Origin of the sequence: Paraliobacillus zengyii (assembly GCF_003268595.1) — a bacterium.
Classification (GTDB): Bacteria; Bacillota; Bacilli; order Bacillales; family Amphibacillaceae; genus Paraliobacillus_A; species Paraliobacillus_A zengyii.
The window spans coordinates 57,876-80,672 of the sequence record NZ_CP029797.1; the positions used below are offsets into that span (position 1 = coordinate 57,876).

Genomic DNA, 22,797 nt, shown 5'->3' on the forward strand with positions numbered 1-22,797 from the left:
CATTTGACAGGCCTATACGTTGTTTATATAATACAACAGCGGGAACGAAGGAGGCAAATGAGCATGAAGAATCTTTTAAATTTATTGCCAGCATTTCGATCGAAATTGGTAATCCCTGTTATATCAGTAATAGCATTATTCCTATTTGTAGGCTTTGTATCATTTGAAGCAACTAAGGTAGAAGTTAATGTTACACAAAATGGTGAAACAACAACAGTTGAGACACATGCTGAAACTGTAGCAGACCTAATAGATGAACTAGAACTAAATGTGGGAGAACACGACTTACTTTCGCATAAAACAGACGAACTTATAACAGCTAATATGGATATTCAATATAAACAAGCAAAAAACCTCGTATTAACAATTGATGAGGAAGAAGAGGTTTACTACACAACGCAGGATACAGTAGCTTCGTTTTTAGAAGAAGCGCAAGTAGAAGTTGGCGATCATGATGTGCTATCAGTAGATCCTTCTGCTGCAATTGAAAATGACTTGGAAATTGAACTTAATAAAGCAATGCAGGTAACCATTAATGATGGTGGAGAAGAAAAACAAGTTTGGACTACAGAAGAGACTATATCTGACTTGCTAGCTGATCAATCCATTGAATTAAATGAGTTAGACCGTGTAGAACCGGAAGAAACAAAAGATGTCATAGCTGATTCAGCTGTAACAATAACCCGCGTAGAAAAAGTAACGGATATAGTGGAAGAAACGATAGACTATTCTACTGTAACGAAAAGCGATAACTCTTTAACAAAAGGCAAAGAAGAAGTTGTAACTGCTGGAGAAGAAGGTTTAGTTGAAAAGAAATATGAGGTTACCCTAGAAAATGGGGAAGAAGTAGAGAGAGAACTTATTAATGAAGAAATTAAAAAAGAAAGTGAAAAACGTGTTGTCGCAGTTGGAACAAAAGAAGAAGTTGCAACAACAACTGTAGCAAGCACTGCGACTGAAACGGTTTCTCGTGGAGATAGCAGTAGTAAAACACTTTACATGAAGGCAACAGCATATACAGCGAATTGCAACGGATGTTCAGGTATAACAAGCACTGGCATTGATTTAAAAAGCAACCCAAACGCAAAAGTTATTGCAGTTGATTCAAGTGTTATTCCTTTAGGAACGAAAGTATGGGTTGAAGGATATGGTAATGCTGTCGCTGGTGATACAGGTGGCGCTATAAGTGGAAATAAGATAGATGTACATGTATCTTCAAATAGCGAAGCGCTGAGCTTTGGTGTTAGAAATGTTAAAGTTAAAATTTTAGACTAATTTAAAATAAAGACGCCTTTACCCACTGTGGTGAGGGTGTTTTTTTGTTTCTTAGATATGGCTAGTCTTTCATTTTTTGGTTGAAGACTCTATAATGAAAAAGATAAATGCATACATGAACGGTATGGAGGAAATAAAAGTGCAAATTAAAGAAGTTATTGTAGTAGAGGGAAAAGACGATACAGCAAAAGTAAAACAAGCTGTAGATGCAGATACGATTGAAACAAACGGCTCCGCTGTCAATGATCGAATTATAGAACAAATTATGCATGCGCAACAAAAACGTGGGGTAATCATTTTCACAGATCCAGATTATCCAGGACAGCGTATTCGCCACATTGTTTCGAATGCAGTGCCGGGTTGTAAACATGCATTTTTAACAAAAACAGAGGCGCGAGCAAAAAGAGATAAGGGAATTGGAATTGAACATGCAAAGATTGAAACAATAAAAGAGGCATTAGCTGCTGTTTATCAATTGGATGATACATATGTTAGTGAGATTAGTCGAGAGGATTTACTTGCTTTTGGTTTGATAGGTGGTCGACATGCCAAAGAACGGAGAGAAAAATTAACAGAACAACTCCGAATGGGTTATGCTAACGGAAAACAGCTAATTAAACGATTACAAATGTTTAGAATTACAAGAGAAACCTTTGAAGAAACAATGGTTACTATATTGCAGGAGGAACAAGATGAATAAACATAAGGCAATCGCCACACCAACAAAAACAAAAGAAATATTAAATAAATATGGTTTCTCATTCAAAAAAAGTTTAGGGCAAAACTTTATTATTGATGTAAATATTTTAACAAAAATTTTAGAAAAAGCAGAAGTGACAAAAGAAGTTGGTGTAATTGAAATCGGGCCGGGTATGGGTGCGTTGACCGAACAAATTGCGATTCACGCAAAGCAAGTAGTGGCATTTGAGATTGATCAACGCTTAGCGCCTATTCTAGAAGAAACACTTATGGAATATGATAATGTTTCTATCGTTTATCAAGACGTATTAGAAGCGGATGTGGCAAGTATCATATTAGAACATTTTGAGGTGGATCAAAAGGTCAAACTAGTAGCGAATTTGCCCTACTACGTAACGACACCAATATTAATGAAGTTGCTAATGGCTCGGTTGCCGTTAGCAAGTATAACGGTAATGATTCAAAAGGAAGTAGCAGATCGAATGGCTGCTAAACCTAACACGAAAAGTTACGGTTCATTGTCGATTGCTGTGCAATACTACACAGAAGCGTCCGTCGTATTACATGTTCCAAAGACTGTTTTTATGCCACAACCTAATGTTGACTCTGCTGTCCTTCATTTAGAAATACGCGATAAACCACTTGTAGAAGTAAATGATGAGGATTTTTTCTTTGACTTAGTAAGAGCTTGTTTTGGACAACGCCGAAAAACATTAAGGAACAATTTAGTACGCCATTTTACAGATGAATATACGAAAGAAGCACTTGAAATAAAACTTCAAGAGGCGAATATTGATGGAACAAGACGCGGAGAATCTTTATCGATTCAAGAATTTGCTGATTTAGCAAATGTATTTTCAGGCTAAGATGGGTTCGGTTTATCGTTTCATCCGCACAACTTTTCACCTCGACACATAGGTTATGTTATAAGATTTTTCGACTGTGAATATGAGGTGGAAAGCGAATGTCTTTTATGGTTGGTGAGTTAGTCACAAGAGAGTCCTATCAGCATGATATATTGTTTCGGATAAGTTCCGTTTCAAATCAATCAGCAGTGTTACATGGTGAAGATATCCGTTTAGAGGCAGATGCACTACTGGAAGATTTAGAAAAAGTACCAGAACGAGATATCGAAAAAATTAAAATAAAAGGTAAAGAAAAAGAGGACTATTCTTTTCGTTTATTTCGTCAAGATTATCAATTAATGAAAGAAAAGCGTACCTATGAGTCAACGAGTGGTTATCAGCAAGATTCAAATTTTTTTCAATTACCAGCACGTGTCTTGCATTTAGATGGTGACCGTCTTTACTTAAAGAAGTGTATTGACTTATATCAACGGATGGGTTTACAAGTACATGGTTTGTATGTAGATGAAAAAGAAATGCCAAATGAAATTGGGCGTTTAGTTAAAAAGATTCAACCAGATATGATTGTTATTACTGGGCATGATGCCTTTTCTAGGAACAAAGGTGAGAAAAATGATATTCGAGCATACCGACACTCAAAATATTTCGTTGATACAGTTAGAGAAGCGCGAGCAATAGTCCCTAATGTTGATCAGCTAGTTATTTTTGCAGGTGCATGTCAATCACACTTTGAGTCATTAATTAGAGCTGGAGCTAACTTTGCCAGTTCTCCATCTAGGATAAACATACATGCGCTAGACCCGGTTTATATAACGGCTAAAGTTGCTTACACGTCATTTATGGATAAGGTTAGTGTCTATGAAGCATTACGTAATACGCTAACAGGAGAAAAAGGTTTAGGTGGAATTGAAACAAAGGGTTTACTTCGAACTGGTATGCCGTATGTGAAAGAAGACTTAACAAGTGATTAGAAGAATATCAAAGGAAATGGCTGAAAAACGCTATTTCTTTTTTTGTACACATAATTTTACAGGTTTGTGAGAGAATAATAAATAATTAGCCGCGAACGAAACATTTTGTTGACAAACAAATATGTATATTGTTATAATTAATCCTTTTGTTGACGGTAATACAAGCTTGTGGTATACTAATCTTAGTGAGGTGGAGTATATTGGCGAAAACATTAGTCGAAATAAAACGAGGTCTTGATGGTCAAATTGGTAAACGTTTAAGGTTAACGGCCAATGGTGGAAGAAGAAAGACAGTAGAACGTTATGGTACACTAGAAGAAACATATCCAGCAGTCTTTATTGTGGCTTTGGATCAAGAAGAAAATGCTTTTGAACGTGTTTCTTATAGTTATGCAGATGTTTTGACAGAAACAGTAGAGCTAAACTTCATCGAAGGCAGGACTGCACTAGCAGTTGGAGAACAGTAGACTTTGTTTACTGTTTTTTTGTGCTTTAATTTCCAATAAAACAAATAATTACTAAGGTTTATTTAATTGTTATTGCTCACACTATAAATGCAACCTATTTCATAAAAAGAAAGGAGCGATCTCTCTCCGATGAGCAGACGTAAAGGAATTATGTCCAATCAATTAAAAGAAGAGATTGCAAAAGAATTAGGTTTTTATGAAACAGTTCAAAAAGAAGGTTGGGGCGGTATCCGTGCTCGTGATGCAGGTAATATGGTAAAGCGAGCAGTGGAAATGGCCGAAGAACAATTAATACGAGACAAATCCAATTAGTTGGGTTTGTCTCTTTTTTAAATATATAGTATGTTATCATTGGATAAAGTACGTAAGAGTGCGTAAAACGTGATTATGTAAAGAAGAATGAAGTGGGTGAATGGGATGTATGTTTTAGAGAAGGCGCCAGCTAAAATTAACTTATCGCTGGATGTGTTACATAAACGTCCAGATAATTATCATGAGATTGAAATGGTAATGACAACAGTTGATCTGGCTGACCGAATTGAATTAACTAGCATTGATACGGATAAAATTGTAATGGGTTCAGAAAGTCGATTTATACCAAACGACGAACGAAACCTTGCTTATCGTGCGGCAAAGTTGATTAAAGATAAATACCATATAAATAAAGGTGTACATATAACGGTTGAAAAGTTTATTCCTGTAGCTTCGGGTTTAGCTGGTGGTAGTAGTGATGCAGCGGCTACACTCCGTGGATTAAATCGACTTTGGTCGCTTAATATCCCAACTGCTGAATTGGCGGAGATAGGCTCTGAAATAGGTTCGGATGTTTCATTTTGTGTATATAATTCAACTGCTGTGGTAAGAGGGAGAGGCGAAAAAATCACAGAGTTACCATCGCCTCCAACTTGTTGGGTGGTGCTTGCCAAACCGATGATAGGTGTTTCAACGCCAAGTATCTATCAGCATTTGGAATTAGATAACATTAAACACCCCGATACAGAGGGGATGATAGATGCGATCAAATCAAATGACTATATAAAAATGACGAATAAATTAGGGAATGTATTGGAAGGAGTTACGCTTCCTTTATATCCTGAAGTACAACAAATAAAAAATAAAATGATTAGTTCGGGTGCAGATGCAGTTCTAATGAGTGGGAGTGGTCCAACAATGTTTTCACTTGTTGCACAAGAAAGCCGAGCATATCGAATTTATAATAGTTTACGTGGTTTTTGTGAAGAAGTGTTTGTAGTACAAATGTTAGGGTGAAAACAAGGACTTGATTAAACACGTATAAAATGATATATTTAATTAAAAATATTCGGGTTTTGAGGTGTGAAAATGAAAAGAAGCGATCGGTTGATAGGAATGACACATTATGTTTTGGAACATCCAATGCAATTGATTTCGTTGCCATATTTCTCAGATAAATATTTAGCAGCAAAATCATCTATAAGTGAAGATTTGGCTATCATGAATAATATGTTTCAAAAAGAAGGAATTGGTTATCTAGAATCAGTTTCTGGAGCTGCTGGTGGCGTTCGTTATATTCCGCAGTATGCCCACCAAAAGAGTGAGGATTTTATTGAAAAGTTATGTCGTCGTTTAGAGGATCCGGAACGACTATTGCCAGGTGGTTATTTGTTTATGAGCGATATTTTAGGTGAACCTGAGACAATAAGAGAAATAGGAAGGCTTTTTGCAACGGAATTTTCCTCACTAGGAATTGAAGCAATTGTTACTGTAGCAACAAAAGGAATTCCTTTAGCTTATGCAGTAGCTTCTTTCTTAAATGTTCCGGTTGTAATTGTAAGACGCGACCCGAAAATTACTGAGGGTTCTACCGTTAGCATTAACTATGTTTCTGGATCGACAAGAAAGATTCAAACAATGGTTCTAACAAAGCGTAGTTTAAAACAGGGTACAACAGTTTGTATCATTGATGATTTTATGAAAGCTGGCGGTACAATTGATGGTATGAAAAATTTATTAAAGGAATTTAATGCCAATGTAGCTGCAATCGGTGTGTTAGCGGAGGCTGAAGATGAGGAAGAGGAACGCGTAGTAGAAGAATATACGTCACTTGTACAAATAGCTAACGTTGATGTGCGAAATAAGCATGTTGAACTACGTAAAGGTAACTATTTTGCTCACTAGTAACATCTGTACGTAGAATCCTTAAAGCGTTATCATATTAGATTCTATAGGTATTTATGACATCTTTTTGGCTTATTTTTGTCAAGTTAAACAAAAAACATAATTTAAACAAATAATTTTTAAATATAAGCAGGATTTCCTGCTTTTTTGTTGAATCTATGGTAATAAGTTCAAATTGGGAAAAGGTGGTGAACATAATGGAAGTAACAGACGTTAGATTACGCCGCGTGAATACCGAAGGAAGAATGCGAGCAATTGCTTCTATTACATTAGATCAGGAGTTTGTCGTGCATGATATTCGTGTAATTGATGGCAACAACGGTTTATTTGTAGCTATGCCTTCTAAAAGGACTCCAGACGGAGAGTTCAGAGATATTGCGCACCCTATTAATTCTAATACACGTGCTAAGATACAGGATGCTGTATTAGAAGAGTATCATCAGGCTGGAGAAATAGATGAAGTAGAGTATGAGGAAGCAGGAGCAGGAGCTTCTTAAATTGTTTCATCTGAATGACAGTAAGAGTCTAATCTAAAAAGATTAGGCTTTTTTGTTTATAGAACATATAAAGAATAGAAAGAAGTCTCGATAGATTTACCTCGTATTTTAATAATTACAAGGTTTTAAAAATAATAAAGTATGTAGAACGTTAAGTTAATTAAGTAAGGTATGAGATATTGTAGTATACTGTTGAAATGGTCGCTGTTTTAAGATATATTCGATAATGGATATCTAAAGATGTTTTGAATACGTAGATAAACTGTTATACTTATCTCTAGGTTATAAAATAAAAATATTATTGAAATAGATACATATTGAATGGAGGAAAACTTCATGACGAATAAATATGCTGTTGTGCTTGCTGCAGGACAAGGTACTCGAATGAAATCAAAGTTATATAAAGTATTACATCCTGTAATGGGACGCCCGATGGTGCAACACGTAATTGATCAATTACAAGCAGTGCAACTTAATAAAATTATTACGATTGTAGGTTTTGGAGCAGAAAAAGTGAAAGAACAACTCGGTTCTGATTCAGAATTTGTAATTCAGAAAGAACAATTAGGAACAGGCCATGCAGTAAGACAGGCTGAACCAATACTTCTAAATGAAGAAGGTGTTACACTCGTGATTTGTGGTGATACACCATTGCTAAGCAAAGAAACAATACAGGCGTTATTTGATCACCACGAACAATCAGAAGCTAGAGCCACTGTTCTTACAACTTCTATAACGGACCCTAGTGGTTATGGTCGTGTTATTAGAGATGATAACAATAATGTTGCAAAAATTGTCGAGCATAAGGATGCAACGGCGGAACAATTAGCTGTAAATGAAATTAATACAGGAACTTATTGTTTTGATAACCAAACATTATTTCAAGCACTAAAGAAAGTATCAAACGATAATGTACAAGGAGAATATTATTTACCTGATGTGATGGAGATTATAAAGAATGATGGTCAAAAAATTTCAGCATACCAAACAGAAGATGCTGAGGAAACTATCGGAGTTAACGATCGCATTGCATTAGCAAAAGCAGAAAAATTAATGAAGAACCGAATAAATAACAACCATATGAAAAATGGTGTTACTATTATTGATCCTGATCATACATATATAGAGCCAAAAGTCACTATTGCAAGTGATGTGGTGATTGAACCAGGTTGTGTTCTCCGTGGTGATACATCTATTGCTACTGATTGTGTTATTGGACCAAATAGTGAGATTAATAATTGTGATATAGGGGAAAATACTACCATAAAACAAAGCGTTGCCCAAGATAGTCAGATAGGAAAAGACGTTCAAATTGGACCATATGCTCATATTCGTCCGGAAGCAGAAATAGGCGATGAAGTGAAAATCGGTAATTTTGTCGAGATTAAAAAATCACGTATTGACTCAAAGAGTAAAGTATCCCATTTAAGTTATATAGGTGATGCAGAAATAGGTGAAAATGTAAACGTTGGTTGTGGAACGATTACAGTTAACTATGATGGGAAAAATAAACATCTTACAAAAATTGAAGATGATGCCTTTATTGGTTGTAATTCAAATTTAATTGCCCCGGTTACGATTGGAAAAGGTTCTTATGTAGCAGCGGGTTCAACAATTAGCAAGAATGTCCCGACAAATGCGCTATCAATAGCCCGATCAAAACAAGAAAATAAAATAGATTATGCTGAAAAGATAAAAAATAAACTTAAATAGGTTAAATGGAGGTTCGACTAAATGTCAACGGAATATAAAGATTCTTTTTTGAAAGTCTTTACGCTAAATTCTAATCCTACTCTAGCTGAGGAGATAGCCGAGCAAATAGGCGTTACATTGGGTGAGTGTTCCGTCACTTCCTTTAGTGATGGAGAAATTCAAATTAATATAGAAGAAAGTGTGCGTGGCTGTGATGTATATGTTGTACAATCAACTAGTGGCCCTGTGAATCAGCATATAATGGAATTACTTATCATGATTGATGCGTTAAAACGCGCATCAGCAAAAACAATTAACATCGTCATGCCTTACTATGGCTATGCAAGACAAGATAGAAAGGCGCGAGCAAGAGAGCCGATTACTGCGAAATTAGTAGCAGACTTATTACAAGTAGCTGGTGCATCACGTGTTATCTCATTAGATTTACATGCACCACAAATTCAAGGATTCTTCAACATTCCGGTTGACCAACTAGTAGGTGTACCAATTTTATCAGATTATTGGTCTGAAAAAGGTTTAGAGGATGTCGTAGTTGTCTCTCCAGACCATGGTGGTGTGACTAGAGCAAGACAGTTAGCAGATCGATTAAAGGCTCCTATTGCAATCATTGATAAGCGACGACCTCGTCCAAATGTAGCAGAAGTGATGAACATTGTTGGTAATGTGCAAGGGAAGACAGCCATTTTGATTGATGATATTATCGATACAGCAGGTACAATTACATTAGCGGCAGATGCTCTAATTGAAAGTGGAGCAAAAGAAGTGTATGCTTGTTGTACACACCCAGTTTTATCAGGTCCCGCAATGGATAGGATTGGTAATTCATCTATTAAAGAATTGGTCGTAACGAATTCTATTGCGTTACCTAAAGAAAAACAAACAGAGAAAGTTATTACATTATCAGTAGCGCCGTTGATTAGCGAAGCTATCATTCGTGTACACGAGCAATTATCAGTAAGTGTATTATTTGATTAACTATTTATGTTTAACATTTTTATAATAGGGAAATACAAGAGATACTAGGTAGATAAATATTAAAGTAGTGAAAATTATTGGAGGTCGAGAAACGTGTCAGTAAAACTTAAAGCAAATAGTAGAAAAGATTTAAAAAATTCAAGTACAAAGCAAATAAGAAGTGAAGGATTTATCCCAGCAGTTCTTTATGGTAATGATAAAGAGCCAAAAACGATTTCTGTTAACAGCATTCAATTGTTGAAAACAGTACGTGATGAGGGTAAAAACGCAATTATTTCATTGGATGTAGAAGGCGAAGTAGTGGATGTAATGCTACATGATTATCAGGTTGAACCAATTAAAGATCAATTAATTCATGCAGACTTCTATATTGTTAACATGTCACAAGAAATGGATGTATTAGTTCCAATTCACTTAGATGGCGAAGCGCAAGGTACGAAAGATGGCGGTGTTTTACAACAACCATTATATGAATTATCAGTTCGTGCAAAACCGGCTGATATTCCTGAAGAAATAAAGGTTGATGTATCTGCATTAGAGATTGGTGATAGTATTATGGTCTCAGATCTAAAAGAAGGTAAAAACTTTGAAATCTTAGAAGATGAAAATGCAACAATCGTAACTGTTTCTGTTCCTGATGAAGAACCAGAAGAAGTAACAGAAGAAGAAGATGCAGAGCCAGAAGTTATTAATGAAAAAGCAGCAGAAGAAGAATAATAACAACGAAAAATAGTTAAATAAAAAAGCTTGGGCTTGATTAGCCCAAGCTTTTCCGCTATGTATTAAATCAAATTAGTATACTTATAAACTCAACTGTTTCAAATAAGCACTAATCATTGACTGTGTTATGTTTGGGCTATATTTGATCTTTTACTTAACAGTAATGAAAAAGGCCTGCTTTCTAACATGTACGCTTGATAGAGGTTAAAATTAATATATTAGCTGCTTGTCACAGATTTTTATTATGCTTATTACAACAGGGGCTCACTTTGTGCTGATTGATTGTAGCGTAAGGCAGTCGACTCCTGCGGGAAAAGCAAGATCTGAAGATCCACTTCGTAAAGCGATTTTTCTTTACGAAGTTAGCCTGAAGACTTGCCCGCGGAAAGCGACTGCCTGTAGCGGAAATCAACATGGCAGTTACGACAGAGTCTATGGTATTTCAAATAAAATTGACGAGACTCCAGTAGGAACAGCAAATGTTTTCGATGGGATGAGTAATCGCAATCCCACGGGCTGAAGATCCACTCGGAAGCGTTATTTGCTTCCGAGTTAGCTGAAGCCGTGCCTACGGAAAGGGAGTCAATTTTATTTGAGAAGCTGGTGATAAACTCTAGCTACGACGGGGTTTCTCTCAAGTTCGTCAGATAAAAATGCAGATGATTTTAATAGAAGTATGAAGGAAACTTCAATTTTGGATTGTAATACTTCCTTTTTAAACCAATGATTAAGTGCCTGTTGTACACTTTACACTGTGAAAGTTGAGTTATAAAGTAAATAGTAAGAGAAAGACGTGAACGCTATGAAATGTATTGTTGGATTAGGAAATCCAGGTATGAAATATAAAAATACGCGACACAATATTGGGTTTATGGTTATGGATGAACTAGCGAGACGCAATAAGTGGGAAATTAATAAAAAAAAATTTAATGGTGATTATACAATTGAAATGGTTAATCAAGAAAAAATAATTTTATTGAAGCCGCAAACTTTTATGAATTTATCTGGTGAATCATTACGCCCGTTAATGGAATTTTATGAATTAGAAGCTGAGGATGTTCTTGTCGTATATGATGATTTAGACTTACCAACTGGTAAAATACGTTTACGACAAAAAGGTGGTCATGGTGGACATAATGGTATAAGATCAATAATTGATCAATTGGGTACGAAAGATTTTAACCGATTACGTATCGGGATTGATCGTCCAATAACTAACATGTCTGTAGTTGATCATGTTCTTGGGAAATTTGATAAGTCACAACTAGTATTAGTAAATGATAGTATTGAAAAGGCAGTAGAAGCCTCAGAATCTTGGATGCAAAAGTCTTTTCAAGAAGTCATGAATGATTTTAATCAATAGACATATAATAGAGAACAGTAAATGATGTATAAAGATACCTCCAGTGGACAGACTAATAAAAGGGAAAATGCGCTGTTGGAGGTTAAATGCATGACAATAAATTATAAATGCAAACATTGTAGCCAAGTGCTAGGAACTTTAGAAGAACAAATGGTAGACACAAATACTTTGGGTTGGCAACATTTATCATTACAAGAAAAGAAAGAAATGATCCATTATCAATCAAATGGTGATATTGAAATCCATGCGATATGTGAGGATTGTCAGGAAACATTAGAACATAACCCTGAATATCACGCGTTAGATTATTTTATTCAATAAGAATTTTGGTGTAATGGAGTTTTTGATGAAAAAACAGTCGATAAAAAATGGTAGAAAAGCGAAAATGGCTTTGGTTTGTTAACCAAGGCATTTTTGTACGTTATAGATGGATTGGAAAGCATACACTGTATCGCATCGTTTTAGGGGGAAACATTATGCAAGGAATAAAAGAGTATTTAAATAGCTATGATGATTTTAATTCGGTTATTGACGGCGTAAAAGTTGGTCTAAGTGAGCAACTTGTTAGTGGTTTATCTGGTTCAGCACGTAGTACGTTAGTTGCTATGTTACAAACCGCAGTTGATAAGCCGGTTTTACTAGTAACACATCAATTAACTCAAGCACAGCAGCTCTATGATGATTTAATTGAATTATCAGATCAAGACAATGTATATCTTTATCCAGTAAATGAATTAGTAGCATCCGAAATCGCTATAGCAAGTCCAGAAATGCGAAGTCAACGAATTACCGCTCTAACAAAGTGGTCTCAAGCGAAAAATGGCGTATTAGTTGCACCTGTTTCGGCTTTAAAAAGAGTATTGCCACCAAAACATTATTGGGATACCTATCAATTAAGTTTTGAGATTGGAAAGGAGATCCCAATTAAACAGTATATGACATCATTACTGGAAATGGGCTACGATCGAGTCGACATGGTATCTAGTCCTGGTGAATACAGTATGCGCGGTGGGATTATTGATATGTATCCGATTACAGAGTCAAATCCAATACGGGTCGAGCTATTTGATGAGGAAGTGGATTCAATTCGTTTTTTTGATGCCGCATCCCAGCGTTCATTAGAGAAATTAGATCATATGACAATAACTCCTGTTACGGAGCTTCTTTTAACGAATAAGGATATACAACTAGGTGCAAATCGATTAGAAGCAGAATTAGCTGCATCGTTAAAAAAATTAAAAGACTCTGGTGCAAAAGAAGTGTTGTCAGAAACAATTAGTCACGATATTGATCGAATGAAAGAGCTAGAACGTTTTCAAGAAATGTATAAGTATGGTGGTTTTTTCTATGAGACTCCTGCTAGTTTACTAGACTATTTACCAAAAGACGGTTGTATTGTTTTAGAAGAGATGAGTCGTATACAAGAAACCGCTATACATCTAGACGAAGAAGAAGCCCAATGGCATAACTCGCTGTTGGAAGTTAATAAAATGGTACGTGCTTTATTTATCTCTTATGATTGGCATACAGTTTGGCAAAAAATGACACACCCGAAAATTTATTTATCGGTATTTCTTCGTCATGTTCCAAACACAACACCACAAAATATTGTCAATCTTTCTTGTCGTGTCATGCAAGAGTTTCATGGACAAATGAATTTATTGCAAAATGAAATGGATCGTTGGAAGAAAGGCGATTATTCCATTATTGTTTTAGTTCCAGACGCCCAAAGAGCTGAAAAGGTTCAGTCCATATTACGGGATTATGATATGGAAGCTGTTCTTGCTGACCAATCCATTTCGTTACCTACACAGAATATCACCATTATGATTGGTGGGCTTAATGGAGGCTTTGAGTTACCGCTACATAAGTTGGCGATCTTAACAGAAAATGAATTATTCAAAAAAAATACGATACGTCCTAAAAGGAAACAAAAACAAAACATTTCAAATGCAGAACGAATTAAAAATTACCAAGAATTGAAAATTGGTGATTATGTTGTTCATGTTCATCACGGAATAGGTCGCTTTGTTGGTATTGAAACACTTGTTGTAAATGAAGTTCATAAAGATTATATGCTATTAAAATATTCTGGTGATGACAAGTTATTTGTACCAATTGACCAGATTGACTTAGTACAAAAATATGTAGGATCAGAAGGAAAAGAACCAAAACTTTATAAGCTTGGTGGAACGGAATGGAAGAAAGTAAAAAGTAAAGTTCAATCTACAGTTGAAGATATTGCAGATGATTTAATTGAATTGTATGCAGAACGTGAGGCCGCAAAAGGATATGCCTTTGCAGAGGATACCGCTATGCAACGTGAGTTTGAAGATGTCTTTCCTTATCAAGAAACAGAGGATCAACTACGGTGTATCGAAGAAATCAAACAAGATATGCAACGTATTCAACCAATGGATCGTTTGCTTTGTGGTGATGTAGGGTATGGTAAAACAGAAGTAGCGATTCGTGCAGCTTTTAAAGCGATCACAGAAGGCAAACAGGTCGCTATTTTAGTTCCAACTACGATATTAGCTCAACAGCACTATGAGACGGTTACGGAACGTTTTCAAGATTATCCAATTAACATTGGCTTGTTAAGTCGTTTTCGTACCCGAAAAGAGCAAAAGGCTACACTAGAAGGTATGGAAAAGGGTCTTGTTGACCTAGTGATTGGTACACATCGTTTGTTATCTAAGGATGTTATTTACAAAGATATTGGTTTATTGGTTGTTGATGAAGAACAACGATTTGGTGTGAAGCATAAAGAAAAGATTAAACAATTAAAAACAAATATTGATGTGTTAACTTTAACAGCAACACCAATACCAAGAACATTGCATATGTCTATGCTAGGAGTCAGAGACTTATCTGTAATTGAGACACCTCCAGCAAATCGTTTTCCGATTCAGACCTATGTATTGGAGTATAATCCTGTTTTTCTAAGAGAAGCAATAGAACGTGAAATGGGACGTGGTGGACAAGTATTCTTCTTATACAATCGTGTTGAAAACATTGAAAGAATGGCACAACAGATTAGTTCATTAGTCGGTGATGCTAGAGTAGCCGTAGCTCATGGCCAAATGAATGAGTCAGAGTTAGAGAATATAATGCTAAGTTTTCTAGAAGGTGAGTATGATGTGCTTGTTAGCACTACTATCATTGAAACTGGTGTGGATATACCAAATGTAAACACATTAATTGTGTATGATGCTGATCGTATGGGACTAAGTCAACTTTATCAGTTAAGAGGACGTGTAGGACGTAGTAATCGTATTGCATATGCTTACTTCACTTACCAAAAGGATAAGGTATTAACCGAAGTTGCGGAAAAACGATTACAGTCAATTAAAGAATTTACTGAACTTGGATCAGGTTTTAAAATTGCAATGCGTGATCTATCAATTCGAGGAGCTGGTAATATTATAGGTGCCCAACAACATGGATTTATTGATTCAGTAGGTTTTGATATGTATTCACAAATGCTAAAAGAAGCCATTGATAAGCGGAAAGTTGACTTGACAGATGAAGTGGAAGTTGTACCATTCGAACCTGAAATGAAGCTTACGATAGATGCTTATATTCCAGATACGTATATCCCAGATGGTAAACAAAAAATCGATATGTATAAACGTTTTCAAGCGATTACTACGTTGGAAGATGTAGAAGATGTTCGTGAAGAATTAACCGATCGTTTTGGCGATTATCCATTAGAAGTTGCAAATCTAATTGATGTTACAACTTTGAAAGTGGAAGCGAAAAAGAATAGCGTAGAATCGATTAAAGAGAAGAAGAAACAAATTGAAATAATAGTAGATCAACAAAAAAGCCAAGAGATTGATGGAGAAAAATTATTTGAATATACCACGCAGTTTGGACGCGATATGCAACTTGGTACAGATAATCTAAATTTGAAAATTAGTTTTACATTAACAGAAAAAGTGTATCCCAAGCGCTATGAACACGTGTTAGCTTTTATCAAAGCTTTAGGAGCAATGCAACGAGATGTTATTAAAAAGGATGTATAGTTCTTTTAACAAGCAACCATACTAAATATTACAACGGGTTATTTCTGTTTCTATATAGCCATTCAGAAACAGAACCAGTGTAATAATCATCAGAGAAAGAGAGGTAACACTCATAATGAAAGCTACAGGAATTGTACGTCGCATTGATGATTTAGGAAGAGTAGTTATTCCAAAAGAGATAAGAAGGACGTTACGAATAAGAGAAGGGGACCCATTAGAGATCTTTGTTGATCGTGAAGGGGAAGTGATATTAAAGAAATATTCACCAATTCGTGAACTTGGAACTTTTGCAAAAGAATATGCTGAAGCTATTTTTGAATCTATCGGAAATGGAGTTTTAATTTGTGACCGTGATAACTTTATAGCGGTAGCAGGTGAATCTAAAAAGGACTATTTAGGAAAAAATATATCACAATCAATAGAAAAAGTTATGGAAGATCGGACAGGTTTAATGAAACCTGATAATGTCGCATTAGAATTAGTTGCTGATCAAGAAATATTGAATGCTTCTTACGTCATGCATCCAATTATCGCAAATGGAGATCCGATTGGCTGTGTCATTATATTTTCAACTGAAAAGTCAATGTCAACCGTAGAGCAAAAAGCAGCAGAGACAGCAGCAAGTTTCTTAGCGAGACAAATGGATTGAGAATATGAAAAAAAGTGATGGGCCTTATGGTTAGCCATCACTTTTTTTGCTTTATTATTACTTAGTACTTGCCAATTATAACGTTTGCATATAGGATTAATAGTAGTAATGGGATGAATGGCAATAGCTTTGGGGGATTGTTATGGAACAAGAGCTTATGGTTGAAAAAGTCTTAAATAATAATGTCATTATTGCAACTCATCCGATTTATAAGGAAGTTGTTTTAATAGGAAAAGGCATTGGTTTTAACAAGAAACAGGGAGATGCTGTTCCGTTTGATCAAGCAGATAAGACTTTTCTATTAAAGGATAAGCAAGAAAAAGAACAGTATATGCATTTATTAGCTCATCTAGATAATGAGCTTATTAGCTTTATGAATGATATTTTGTTTTATATCGAAGAGCGAATGGGACATTCTTTGAATGAGCATATTCATGTTGCACTAACGGATCATTTAGCATTTGCGATTAATCGCGTGCATAAAAATATTCAGTTTAACAGTCCATTTTTGTTTGAAATTGAATCACTTTATCCAAAAGAATATCAAGTAGCGACTGAAGTAGTGGCTAAGATAAAAGAACGGTTAGATGTGGTTTTCCCAGATGGAGAAGTTGGATTTATTGCTTTGCATATTCATAGCGCAGTCACAGATAAATCGCTACATGATATTAATAAGCATCATCAGTTAATTACTAAGATGATTAAAGTAATAGAGGAGAACTTAGAGGTAAAAGTAGAAAAAGGAAATGTTAACTACAATCGTTTAATTCAACATTTACATAGAGCTATTGACCGTGTTTATCAAGGGGAAAAACTAGGTGAGCAAAAAACATTAGCAGAAATGTTGAAGATGACTTATCCTTTATGCTATAATCTTTCATGGAAGTTAATCAAAGTGATGCAGAGACAATTAAATAGGCCAGTAGATGATACCGAAGTATTATATTTGACAATTCATCTACAGCGTTTAACTGATAAAATTTAGTTACGTGTTACTGATACGATCAGGCATGAGTACAGAAGTTATCTTAGTTATTGATAGGATACACGTATCCAACCAATAACAAGAACTTTTATACTCATGCCTTTTTTGTGTGTTTATAACCTATAACTATTAGATTTAGTTGTTCTAGTGAGATTTTACAATTATGAAAAACGCTATTACATTCATTATATTTAATTTATTACACATACTAGAACCTGCATTACTATAAAAAGGAGGAATTCGTAATGTCAAACATATTTGGTACATTACAAAAAGTCGGGAAAGCACTTATGCTCCCTGTTGCGTTATTACCAGCTGCAGGTATTTTACTTGCATTTGGAACTAGTTTTGCTCAAGATCAATGGACAGAGCAGTTTACATGGTTTGCTAATCCGGGCGTATTAAAAGTTTTAGAGGTAATGGAAGCAGCTGGGGGAATTGTATTTGATAACTTACCGCTACTATTTGCTGTTGGGGTAGCGATCGGATTATCTAAAGGAGACGGTGTGGCAGGACTTGCTGCAATCATTGGTTATTTGATTATGAATGTAACGATGGGTGTATTCGAAAATGTAACACCAGACATGGCAGCAAATGAACCAGCCTACACAAATATGTTAGGAATTGATACCGTACAAACTGGTGTTTTTGGTGGTATTATAGTCGGTTTGCTTGCCTCGTTTCTCTATAATAGATATTTTAATATTGAATTACCACAATTCTTAGGTTTTTTTGCTGGGAAACGTTTTGTGCCAATTATTACAGCATTTAGTTCACTAATTTTAGGTATTATCATGGTATTTGTATGGCCATTTGCACAAGATGGCTTAAACGCATTATCACACTTAATGTTAGAAACAAACCGTACACTTTCAACATTTATCTTTGGTGTAATTGAACGTTCATTAATCCCGTTTGGTTTACACCATATTTTCTATTCACCATTCTGGTTTGAGTTTGGACAATATACCAACGCAGCTGGAGAGATTGTACGTGGTGACCAAACGATTTTCTTCGCACAATTAAAAGATGGTGTAGACTTTACAGCTGGTAACTTTATGACTGGTAAATTTCCATTTATGATGTTCGGACTTCCAGCAGCTGCACTAGCAATTTATCACACAGCTAGACCTGAAAAGAAAAAGCTTGTTGCAGGTATCATGGGTTCTGCTGCACTTACATCTTTCTTAACTGGTATTACAGAACCACTTGAATTCTCATTTTTATTTGTAGCACCTATATTATTTGGTATTCATGCAGTTTTTGCAGGTCTATCATTTATGACGATGTACTTGTTAGATGTTAAAATTGGTATGACATTTTCAGGTGGGCTAATTGATTTTATCCTATTTGGAGTTATGCCAAATAGAACGGAATGGTTCTGGGTAATTGTTGTTGGTCTTGTATTTGCTGTCATTTACTACTTTGGTTTCCGTTGGGCAATCTTGAAATTCAACCTAGCGACTCCAGGTCGTGAAAAAGCAGAAGAAGGCGATGATGATATACAAGAGAGTGGCGACGAAGATGATCGTCCATATGAGATACTTAAAGCAATGGGCGGACAAGAAAACATCACGAATTTAGATGCTTGTATAACACGCCTGCGTGTAAGTGTTGCTGATAAAGGAAATGTAGATAAAAAACGTCTGAAAAACTTAGGTGCTTCTGGTGTAATGGAAGTCGGCAATAACATTCAGGCAATATTTGGTACATCTTCAGACACGATTCGTGGCCAAATGCAAGATATTATTGATGGCAAAACACCACGTCAAAAGGAAGAAGAAAGTGATTCAACATCGCCTATGATTTCTGGTAAAATCGACTTAAGTAGTCCAATGGCAGGTGAAATTTTACCAATTTCGGAAGTGCCAGATCAGGTTTTCTCACAAAAAATGATGGGTGATGGCTTTGCGGTTAAACCAACTGCAGGAAAAGTAGTTGCTCCAGTAAACGGAAAAGTACTAAATATTTTCCCTACGAAGCACGCAATTGGTCTTCAAGCAGAAAATGGATTAGAACTATTGATCCATATCGGAATTGACACAGTGAAGCTTAAAGGTGAAGGTTTCACACAAAAAGTAGAAGAAGGACAAGAAGTGAAACAAGGAGATATCTTGATGGAAGTAGACTTAGATTATATTGCTGAAAATGCTGCATCAACGATCACACCGATTATTTTCACTAATCTACAAGAAGGTCAATCTATAGAAGTTAAAGCAGGACAAGTAAATGAAAATCAAGGCGGAATCGTCGAGATAAAATAAATAAATGTAACCTCTCTATCCTTAACAGGTTAGAGAGGTTTTTTTTTGTGGTATAATAGCATCCAGAAAGTATGATGTTAGACATAGAAAGGCACATGCTATGAAAAAAGAAAAATCAGATAAACAATTCTTTCAAGGAGCTCTATTGATCACACTAGCAGGGTTAATTAGTAAGATCTTAAGTGCAGGTTACCGGATACCATTACAAAACATTACAGGAGATGTAGGTTTTTATATATATCAACAAATATACCCTTTTTTAGGAATGGCATTGATGCTCGGTTTGTATGGATTTCCCTCAGCGATATCGAAATTAGTTGCGGAACAAAATGAGACCGACGATGGACAAATGCCTCTTTCTTTTTATTATCCGATATTTGGTTTAACCTCCCTTTTTTCCATAAGCCTAGTAGTGGCTATTTACTATTGTGCCCCTTTTATAGCCCAACTAATGGGTGATATTCAATTAATTGATCCGCTAAGAATGACGGCACTACCTTTCTTAGTTATTCCGCTTGTATCTGGATTGCGGGGAATTTTCCAAGGGTATAATAATATGCTACCAACTGCTAGTTCACAGATTATGGAACAAATTGTACGTGTTGGGTTTATAATTATGACCGCAATTTTTATAATTTCAAACCAAAAATCGTTATACATGATTGGCTCAGGAGCGGCTTTAGCTTCATTTTTAGGTGCTATTTGCGCATCTGTTGTATTATTACTATTTTGGAGAAAACAAAAAAGACAAACAACTGGCTTTGAAACGCGGTCTATTGATTGGAAGCGTACCGTTCGTGTTATCCTTGTCTATGGCATCGTAATTAGCATTAATCATATGCTACTACTGTTATTTCAATTTGCAGATGCGTTTACACTAATACCAGGTCTTTTGAAAAGCGATTTAGTCTTATTAGAAGCGCAGACTTGGAAAGGCATATTTGACCGCGGTCAACCATTGGTTCAGTTAGGAATCGTCATTGGATCCTCACTAGCATTAGCATTACTTCCAACAATCACTACACAGCGTTTAAACAGTAAACCAGATCAATTTTACGATTATATAAAAAGCTCGTGGAAATTCAGCCTTTATTTATCTGCTGGTGCCACCGCGGGATTGATTGCCCTTTTTCCTTATGTGAATATTTTGTTATTTAAAGATACAAGTGGTACGGTTACATTACAAATACTATCTATCACAATTGTATTGGCGTCCTTAAGTATTACTACAGCAACTATTTTACAAGGGCTAGGATATGTCTATCGAACAGCTTTATTTGTACTTATCGGAGTAGGTTTAAAGTGGGTGCTAAATATATATTTGGTACCATACTTTGGAGTTGTTGGTGCATCAATGGCAACGGTAACAAGTGCCGCGGTTGTATTTGTTTTTAACCTTTACCAAATTAAAAAAACATTACCACGTTTAAAACTAATTGATGTACCATGGTTACGTTTTTTCCTATCAATTAGTGGAATGCTCACTTTTATATTTGGAATGAACCGATATGGATATCAGTTATTGCAGGTGCAATCACGTATGGATCATCTAGGTTTTGTACTAGTGATAATTATCATAGGGGCCTTGATTTATCTTTTCTTATTAATACAATTAAAGGCTTTTACTGAAAAAGAAATCGACATTATACCGTTTGGGAACTTTATTTCGCAAATTATGAAAGGAGAGAAAGAAAAAAATGGTAGGAAGAATTGAAATAGTAGGTTTAGGTGCTGGGGATATTGATCAACTTCCGCTTGGCATTTATCGAAAGTTAACGAAGCAGGAATTACCGCTTTATTTACGGACAGTCGATCACCCTGTTATTGATGCGTTAAAAGCAGATGACATTACATATACTTCCTTCGATGCTATTTATGAAGCAAATGACCAATTTGAAGGAGTTTATCAAACGATTGCCAAAAAGTTAGTAGAAGCAGCAAAAAATACTGGATCTATTTTATACGCTGTACCAGGTCATCCTATGCTTGCTGAGAAGACGGTCCAATTATTACTGCAACAAACAGAAGTAGATGTAACTATAATCGGAGGACAAAGCTATTTGGACGCATTGTTCACAGCATTAAAGATTGATCCAATTGATGGTTTTCAATTCTTGGACGCAACAAGTTACCAACGAAGTCAAATTGATTACCGTAATCAGATTGTTTTTTGTCAGGTGTACGATAGTTTTGTTGCTTCTGAAGTAAAGTTAACCTTATTAGAGGATCTACCACCAGAGCATCCTATTACTATTGTAGAAGCAGTAGGAAGCGGGAATGAATCGCTGCATACGATCCCGCTAGTCGAGTTGGATCAAGGTGTTACGCTAAGTAATTTAACAAGTGTATATGTACCTCCGGTTAAAGAAGACCAGATTAATCAGAAGTTTTTTCGTCTACGTGACGTAATAGCTAAGTTGAGAGGACCGGATGGATGTCCATGGGATCAAAAACAGACACACCATTCCTTGCGCAACTATTTAATAGAAGAAGCTTATGAATTAATTGATGCGATTAATCAAGAAGATGATGATGCAATTGCAGAAGAACTTGGTGATGTATTATTACAAGTTATGTTACATAGTCAAATTGGAGAAGATGCAGGTTATTTCACAATTGATGATGTTATAAAAGGGATTACGGATAAAATGATTCGAAGGCACCCACATGTATTTGATACAGTGGAAGTAAATGATGAATTAGAGGTAATAGCTAACTGGGAAGCAATTAAAAGGCAAGAGAAAACCCAGCGTCCAATATCAATTTTGGACAGGGTACCAGATGCAGCTTCGCCGTTAATAAAGGCAGAAGGATTACAAAAAGAAGCAGCAAAAGTTGGGTTTGATTGGACAAACCCGGAGCCTATCTGGGATAAAGTTACAGAAGAGCTAGCAGAGGTTAAGGATGCACTTGAAAATGGAACGAATTTGCAAGTTGAAAAAGAATTTGGAGATATTCTATTTGCTATTGTTAACCTAGCAAGATATTATAAAATTAACAGTGAAATTGCTCTAGAGCAAACAAACCAGAAATTTATAGATAGGTTTCATTACATCGAAGCAGAAGTAAATAAAAGAGAATCGCTTTTGGAGTCAATGACTCTGTTAGAATTAGATCAATTATGGCAAGAAGCTAAAAAATTAGAATAAAAGTTTAGGGAGTGAGCAA

20 protein-coding genes are annotated in these 22,797 nt (G+C 35.6%); all 20 read left to right on the forward strand.

The annotated features are described in order from the left end of the window. Nucleotides 1-63: 63 nt before the first annotated feature. Nucleotides 64-1,275 carry a resuscitation-promoting factor gene (locus DM447_RS00280; protein WP_112179109.1) on the forward strand — a complete coding sequence of 404 codons (1,212 nt, stop codon included), beginning with the start codon at nt 64-66 and terminating at the stop codon, nt 1,273-1,275. 94 nt (nt 1,276-1,369) lie between these two features. Then, complete coding sequence (gene rnmV / locus DM447_RS00285; protein WP_422385906.1) at nt 1,370-1,975, forward strand: ribonuclease M5; 606 nt, start codon at nt 1,370-1,372, stop codon at nt 1,973-1,975. Continuing rightward, nucleotides 1,968-2,840: a 16S rRNA (adenine(1518)-N(6)/adenine(1519)-N(6))-dimethyltransferase RsmA gene (gene rsmA, locus DM447_RS00290; protein ID WP_112179111.1), complete on the forward strand. Its 873-nt coding sequence runs from the start codon at nt 1,968-1,970 to the stop codon at nt 2,838-2,840. Before rnmV ends, rsmA begins: the two co-directional genes overlap by 8 nt. 98 nt (nt 2,841-2,938) lie before the next feature. After that, nucleotides 2,939-3,811 (forward strand): sporulation peptidase YabG, encoded by an 873-nt coding sequence (gene yabG / locus DM447_RS00295; protein WP_112179113.1) that lies wholly within the window; start codon nt 2,939-2,941, stop codon nt 3,809-3,811. Nucleotides 3,812-4,011: 200 nt separating this feature from the next. Continuing rightward, nucleotides 4,012-4,278: a biofilm formation stimulator Veg gene (veg, locus tag DM447_RS00300; RefSeq protein ID WP_112179115.1), complete on the forward strand. Its 267-nt coding sequence runs from the start codon at nt 4,012-4,014 to the stop codon at nt 4,276-4,278. A gap of 129 nt (nt 4,279-4,407) precedes the next feature. Beyond that, nucleotides 4,408-4,590 (forward strand): small, acid-soluble spore protein, alpha/beta type, encoded by a 183-nt coding sequence (locus tag DM447_RS00305; RefSeq protein WP_112179117.1) that lies wholly within the window; start codon nt 4,408-4,410, stop codon nt 4,588-4,590. Nucleotides 4,591-4,695: 105 nt separating this feature from the next. Beyond that, on the forward strand, nt 4,696-5,547 hold the full coding sequence (ispE, locus tag DM447_RS00310) for a 4-(cytidine 5'-diphospho)-2-C-methyl-D-erythritol kinase (RefSeq protein WP_112179119.1): 852 nt from the start codon (nt 4,696-4,698) through the stop codon (nt 5,545-5,547). Between the two features lie 72 nt (nt 5,548-5,619). Beyond that, nucleotides 5,620-6,435 carry a pur operon repressor gene (gene purR / locus DM447_RS00315; RefSeq protein WP_112179121.1) on the forward strand — a complete coding sequence of 272 codons (816 nt, stop codon included), beginning with the start codon at nt 5,620-5,622 and terminating at the stop codon, nt 6,433-6,435. Nucleotides 6,436-6,632: 197 nt separating this feature from the next. After that, nucleotides 6,633-6,932 (forward strand): septation regulator SpoVG, encoded by a 300-nt coding sequence (gene spoVG, locus DM447_RS00320; protein ID WP_112179123.1) that lies wholly within the window; start codon nt 6,633-6,635, stop codon nt 6,930-6,932. A 336-nt stretch (nt 6,933-7,268) separates the two neighbouring features. After that, nucleotides 7,269-8,645, forward strand: a complete 1,377-nt coding sequence (glmU, locus tag DM447_RS00325; RefSeq protein WP_112179125.1) for a bifunctional UDP-N-acetylglucosamine diphosphorylase/glucosamine-1-phosphate N-acetyltransferase GlmU — start codon at nt 7,269-7,271, stop codon at nt 8,643-8,645. A 21-nt stretch (nt 8,646-8,666) separates the two neighbouring features. Beyond that, a complete protein-coding gene (locus DM447_RS00330) occupies nt 8,667-9,620 on the forward strand; it encodes a ribose-phosphate diphosphokinase (protein ID WP_112179126.1) in 954 nt (317 codons plus the stop codon). A 93-nt stretch (nt 9,621-9,713) separates the two neighbouring features. Beyond that, on the forward strand, nt 9,714-10,337 hold the full coding sequence (locus DM447_RS00335; RefSeq protein ID WP_112179128.1) for a 50S ribosomal protein L25/general stress protein Ctc: 624 nt from the start codon (nt 9,714-9,716) through the stop codon (nt 10,335-10,337). Nucleotides 10,338-11,142: 805 nt separating this feature from the next. Beyond that, complete coding sequence (gene pth, locus DM447_RS00345) at nt 11,143-11,703, forward strand: aminoacyl-tRNA hydrolase (protein WP_112182602.1); 561 nt, start codon at nt 11,143-11,145, stop codon at nt 11,701-11,703. Between the two features lie 90 nt (nt 11,704-11,793). Continuing rightward, entirely contained in the window at nt 11,794-12,024 is a 231-nt protein-coding gene (locus DM447_RS00350; protein ID WP_112179132.1) for an anti-sigma-F factor Fin, read from the forward strand. Between the two features lie 155 nt (nt 12,025-12,179). Next, a complete protein-coding gene (gene mfd, locus DM447_RS00355; protein WP_112179134.1) occupies nt 12,180-15,731 on the forward strand; it encodes a transcription-repair coupling factor in 3,552 nt (1,183 codons plus the stop codon). A gap of 115 nt (nt 15,732-15,846) precedes the next feature. Then, nucleotides 15,847-16,380, forward strand: a complete 534-nt coding sequence (spoVT, locus tag DM447_RS00360; protein WP_112179136.1) for a stage V sporulation protein T — start codon at nt 15,847-15,849, stop codon at nt 16,378-16,380. 142 nt (nt 16,381-16,522) lie between these two features. After that, nucleotides 16,523-17,365 carry a glucose PTS transporter transcription antiterminator GlcT gene (gene glcT / locus DM447_RS00365; protein ID WP_112179137.1) on the forward strand — a complete coding sequence of 281 codons (843 nt, stop codon included), beginning with the start codon at nt 16,523-16,525 and terminating at the stop codon, nt 17,363-17,365. Nucleotides 17,366-17,610: 245 nt separating this feature from the next. After that, a complete protein-coding gene (gene ptsG, locus DM447_RS00370) occupies nt 17,611-19,629 on the forward strand; it encodes a glucose-specific PTS transporter subunit IIBC (protein ID WP_112179138.1) in 2,019 nt (672 codons plus the stop codon). 100 nt (nt 19,630-19,729) lie between these two features. Continuing rightward, nucleotides 19,730-21,343, forward strand: a complete 1,614-nt coding sequence (locus DM447_RS00375; RefSeq protein ID WP_112179140.1) for a putative polysaccharide biosynthesis protein — start codon at nt 19,730-19,732, stop codon at nt 21,341-21,343. Then, on the forward strand, nt 21,327-22,778 hold the full coding sequence (yabN, locus tag DM447_RS00380; protein ID WP_112179141.1) for a bifunctional methyltransferase/pyrophosphohydrolase YabN: 1,452 nt from the start codon (nt 21,327-21,329) through the stop codon (nt 22,776-22,778). The genes DM447_RS00375 and yabN overlap by 17 nt, the downstream gene beginning before the upstream one ends. Nucleotides 22,779-22,797 lie beyond the last annotated feature (19 nt).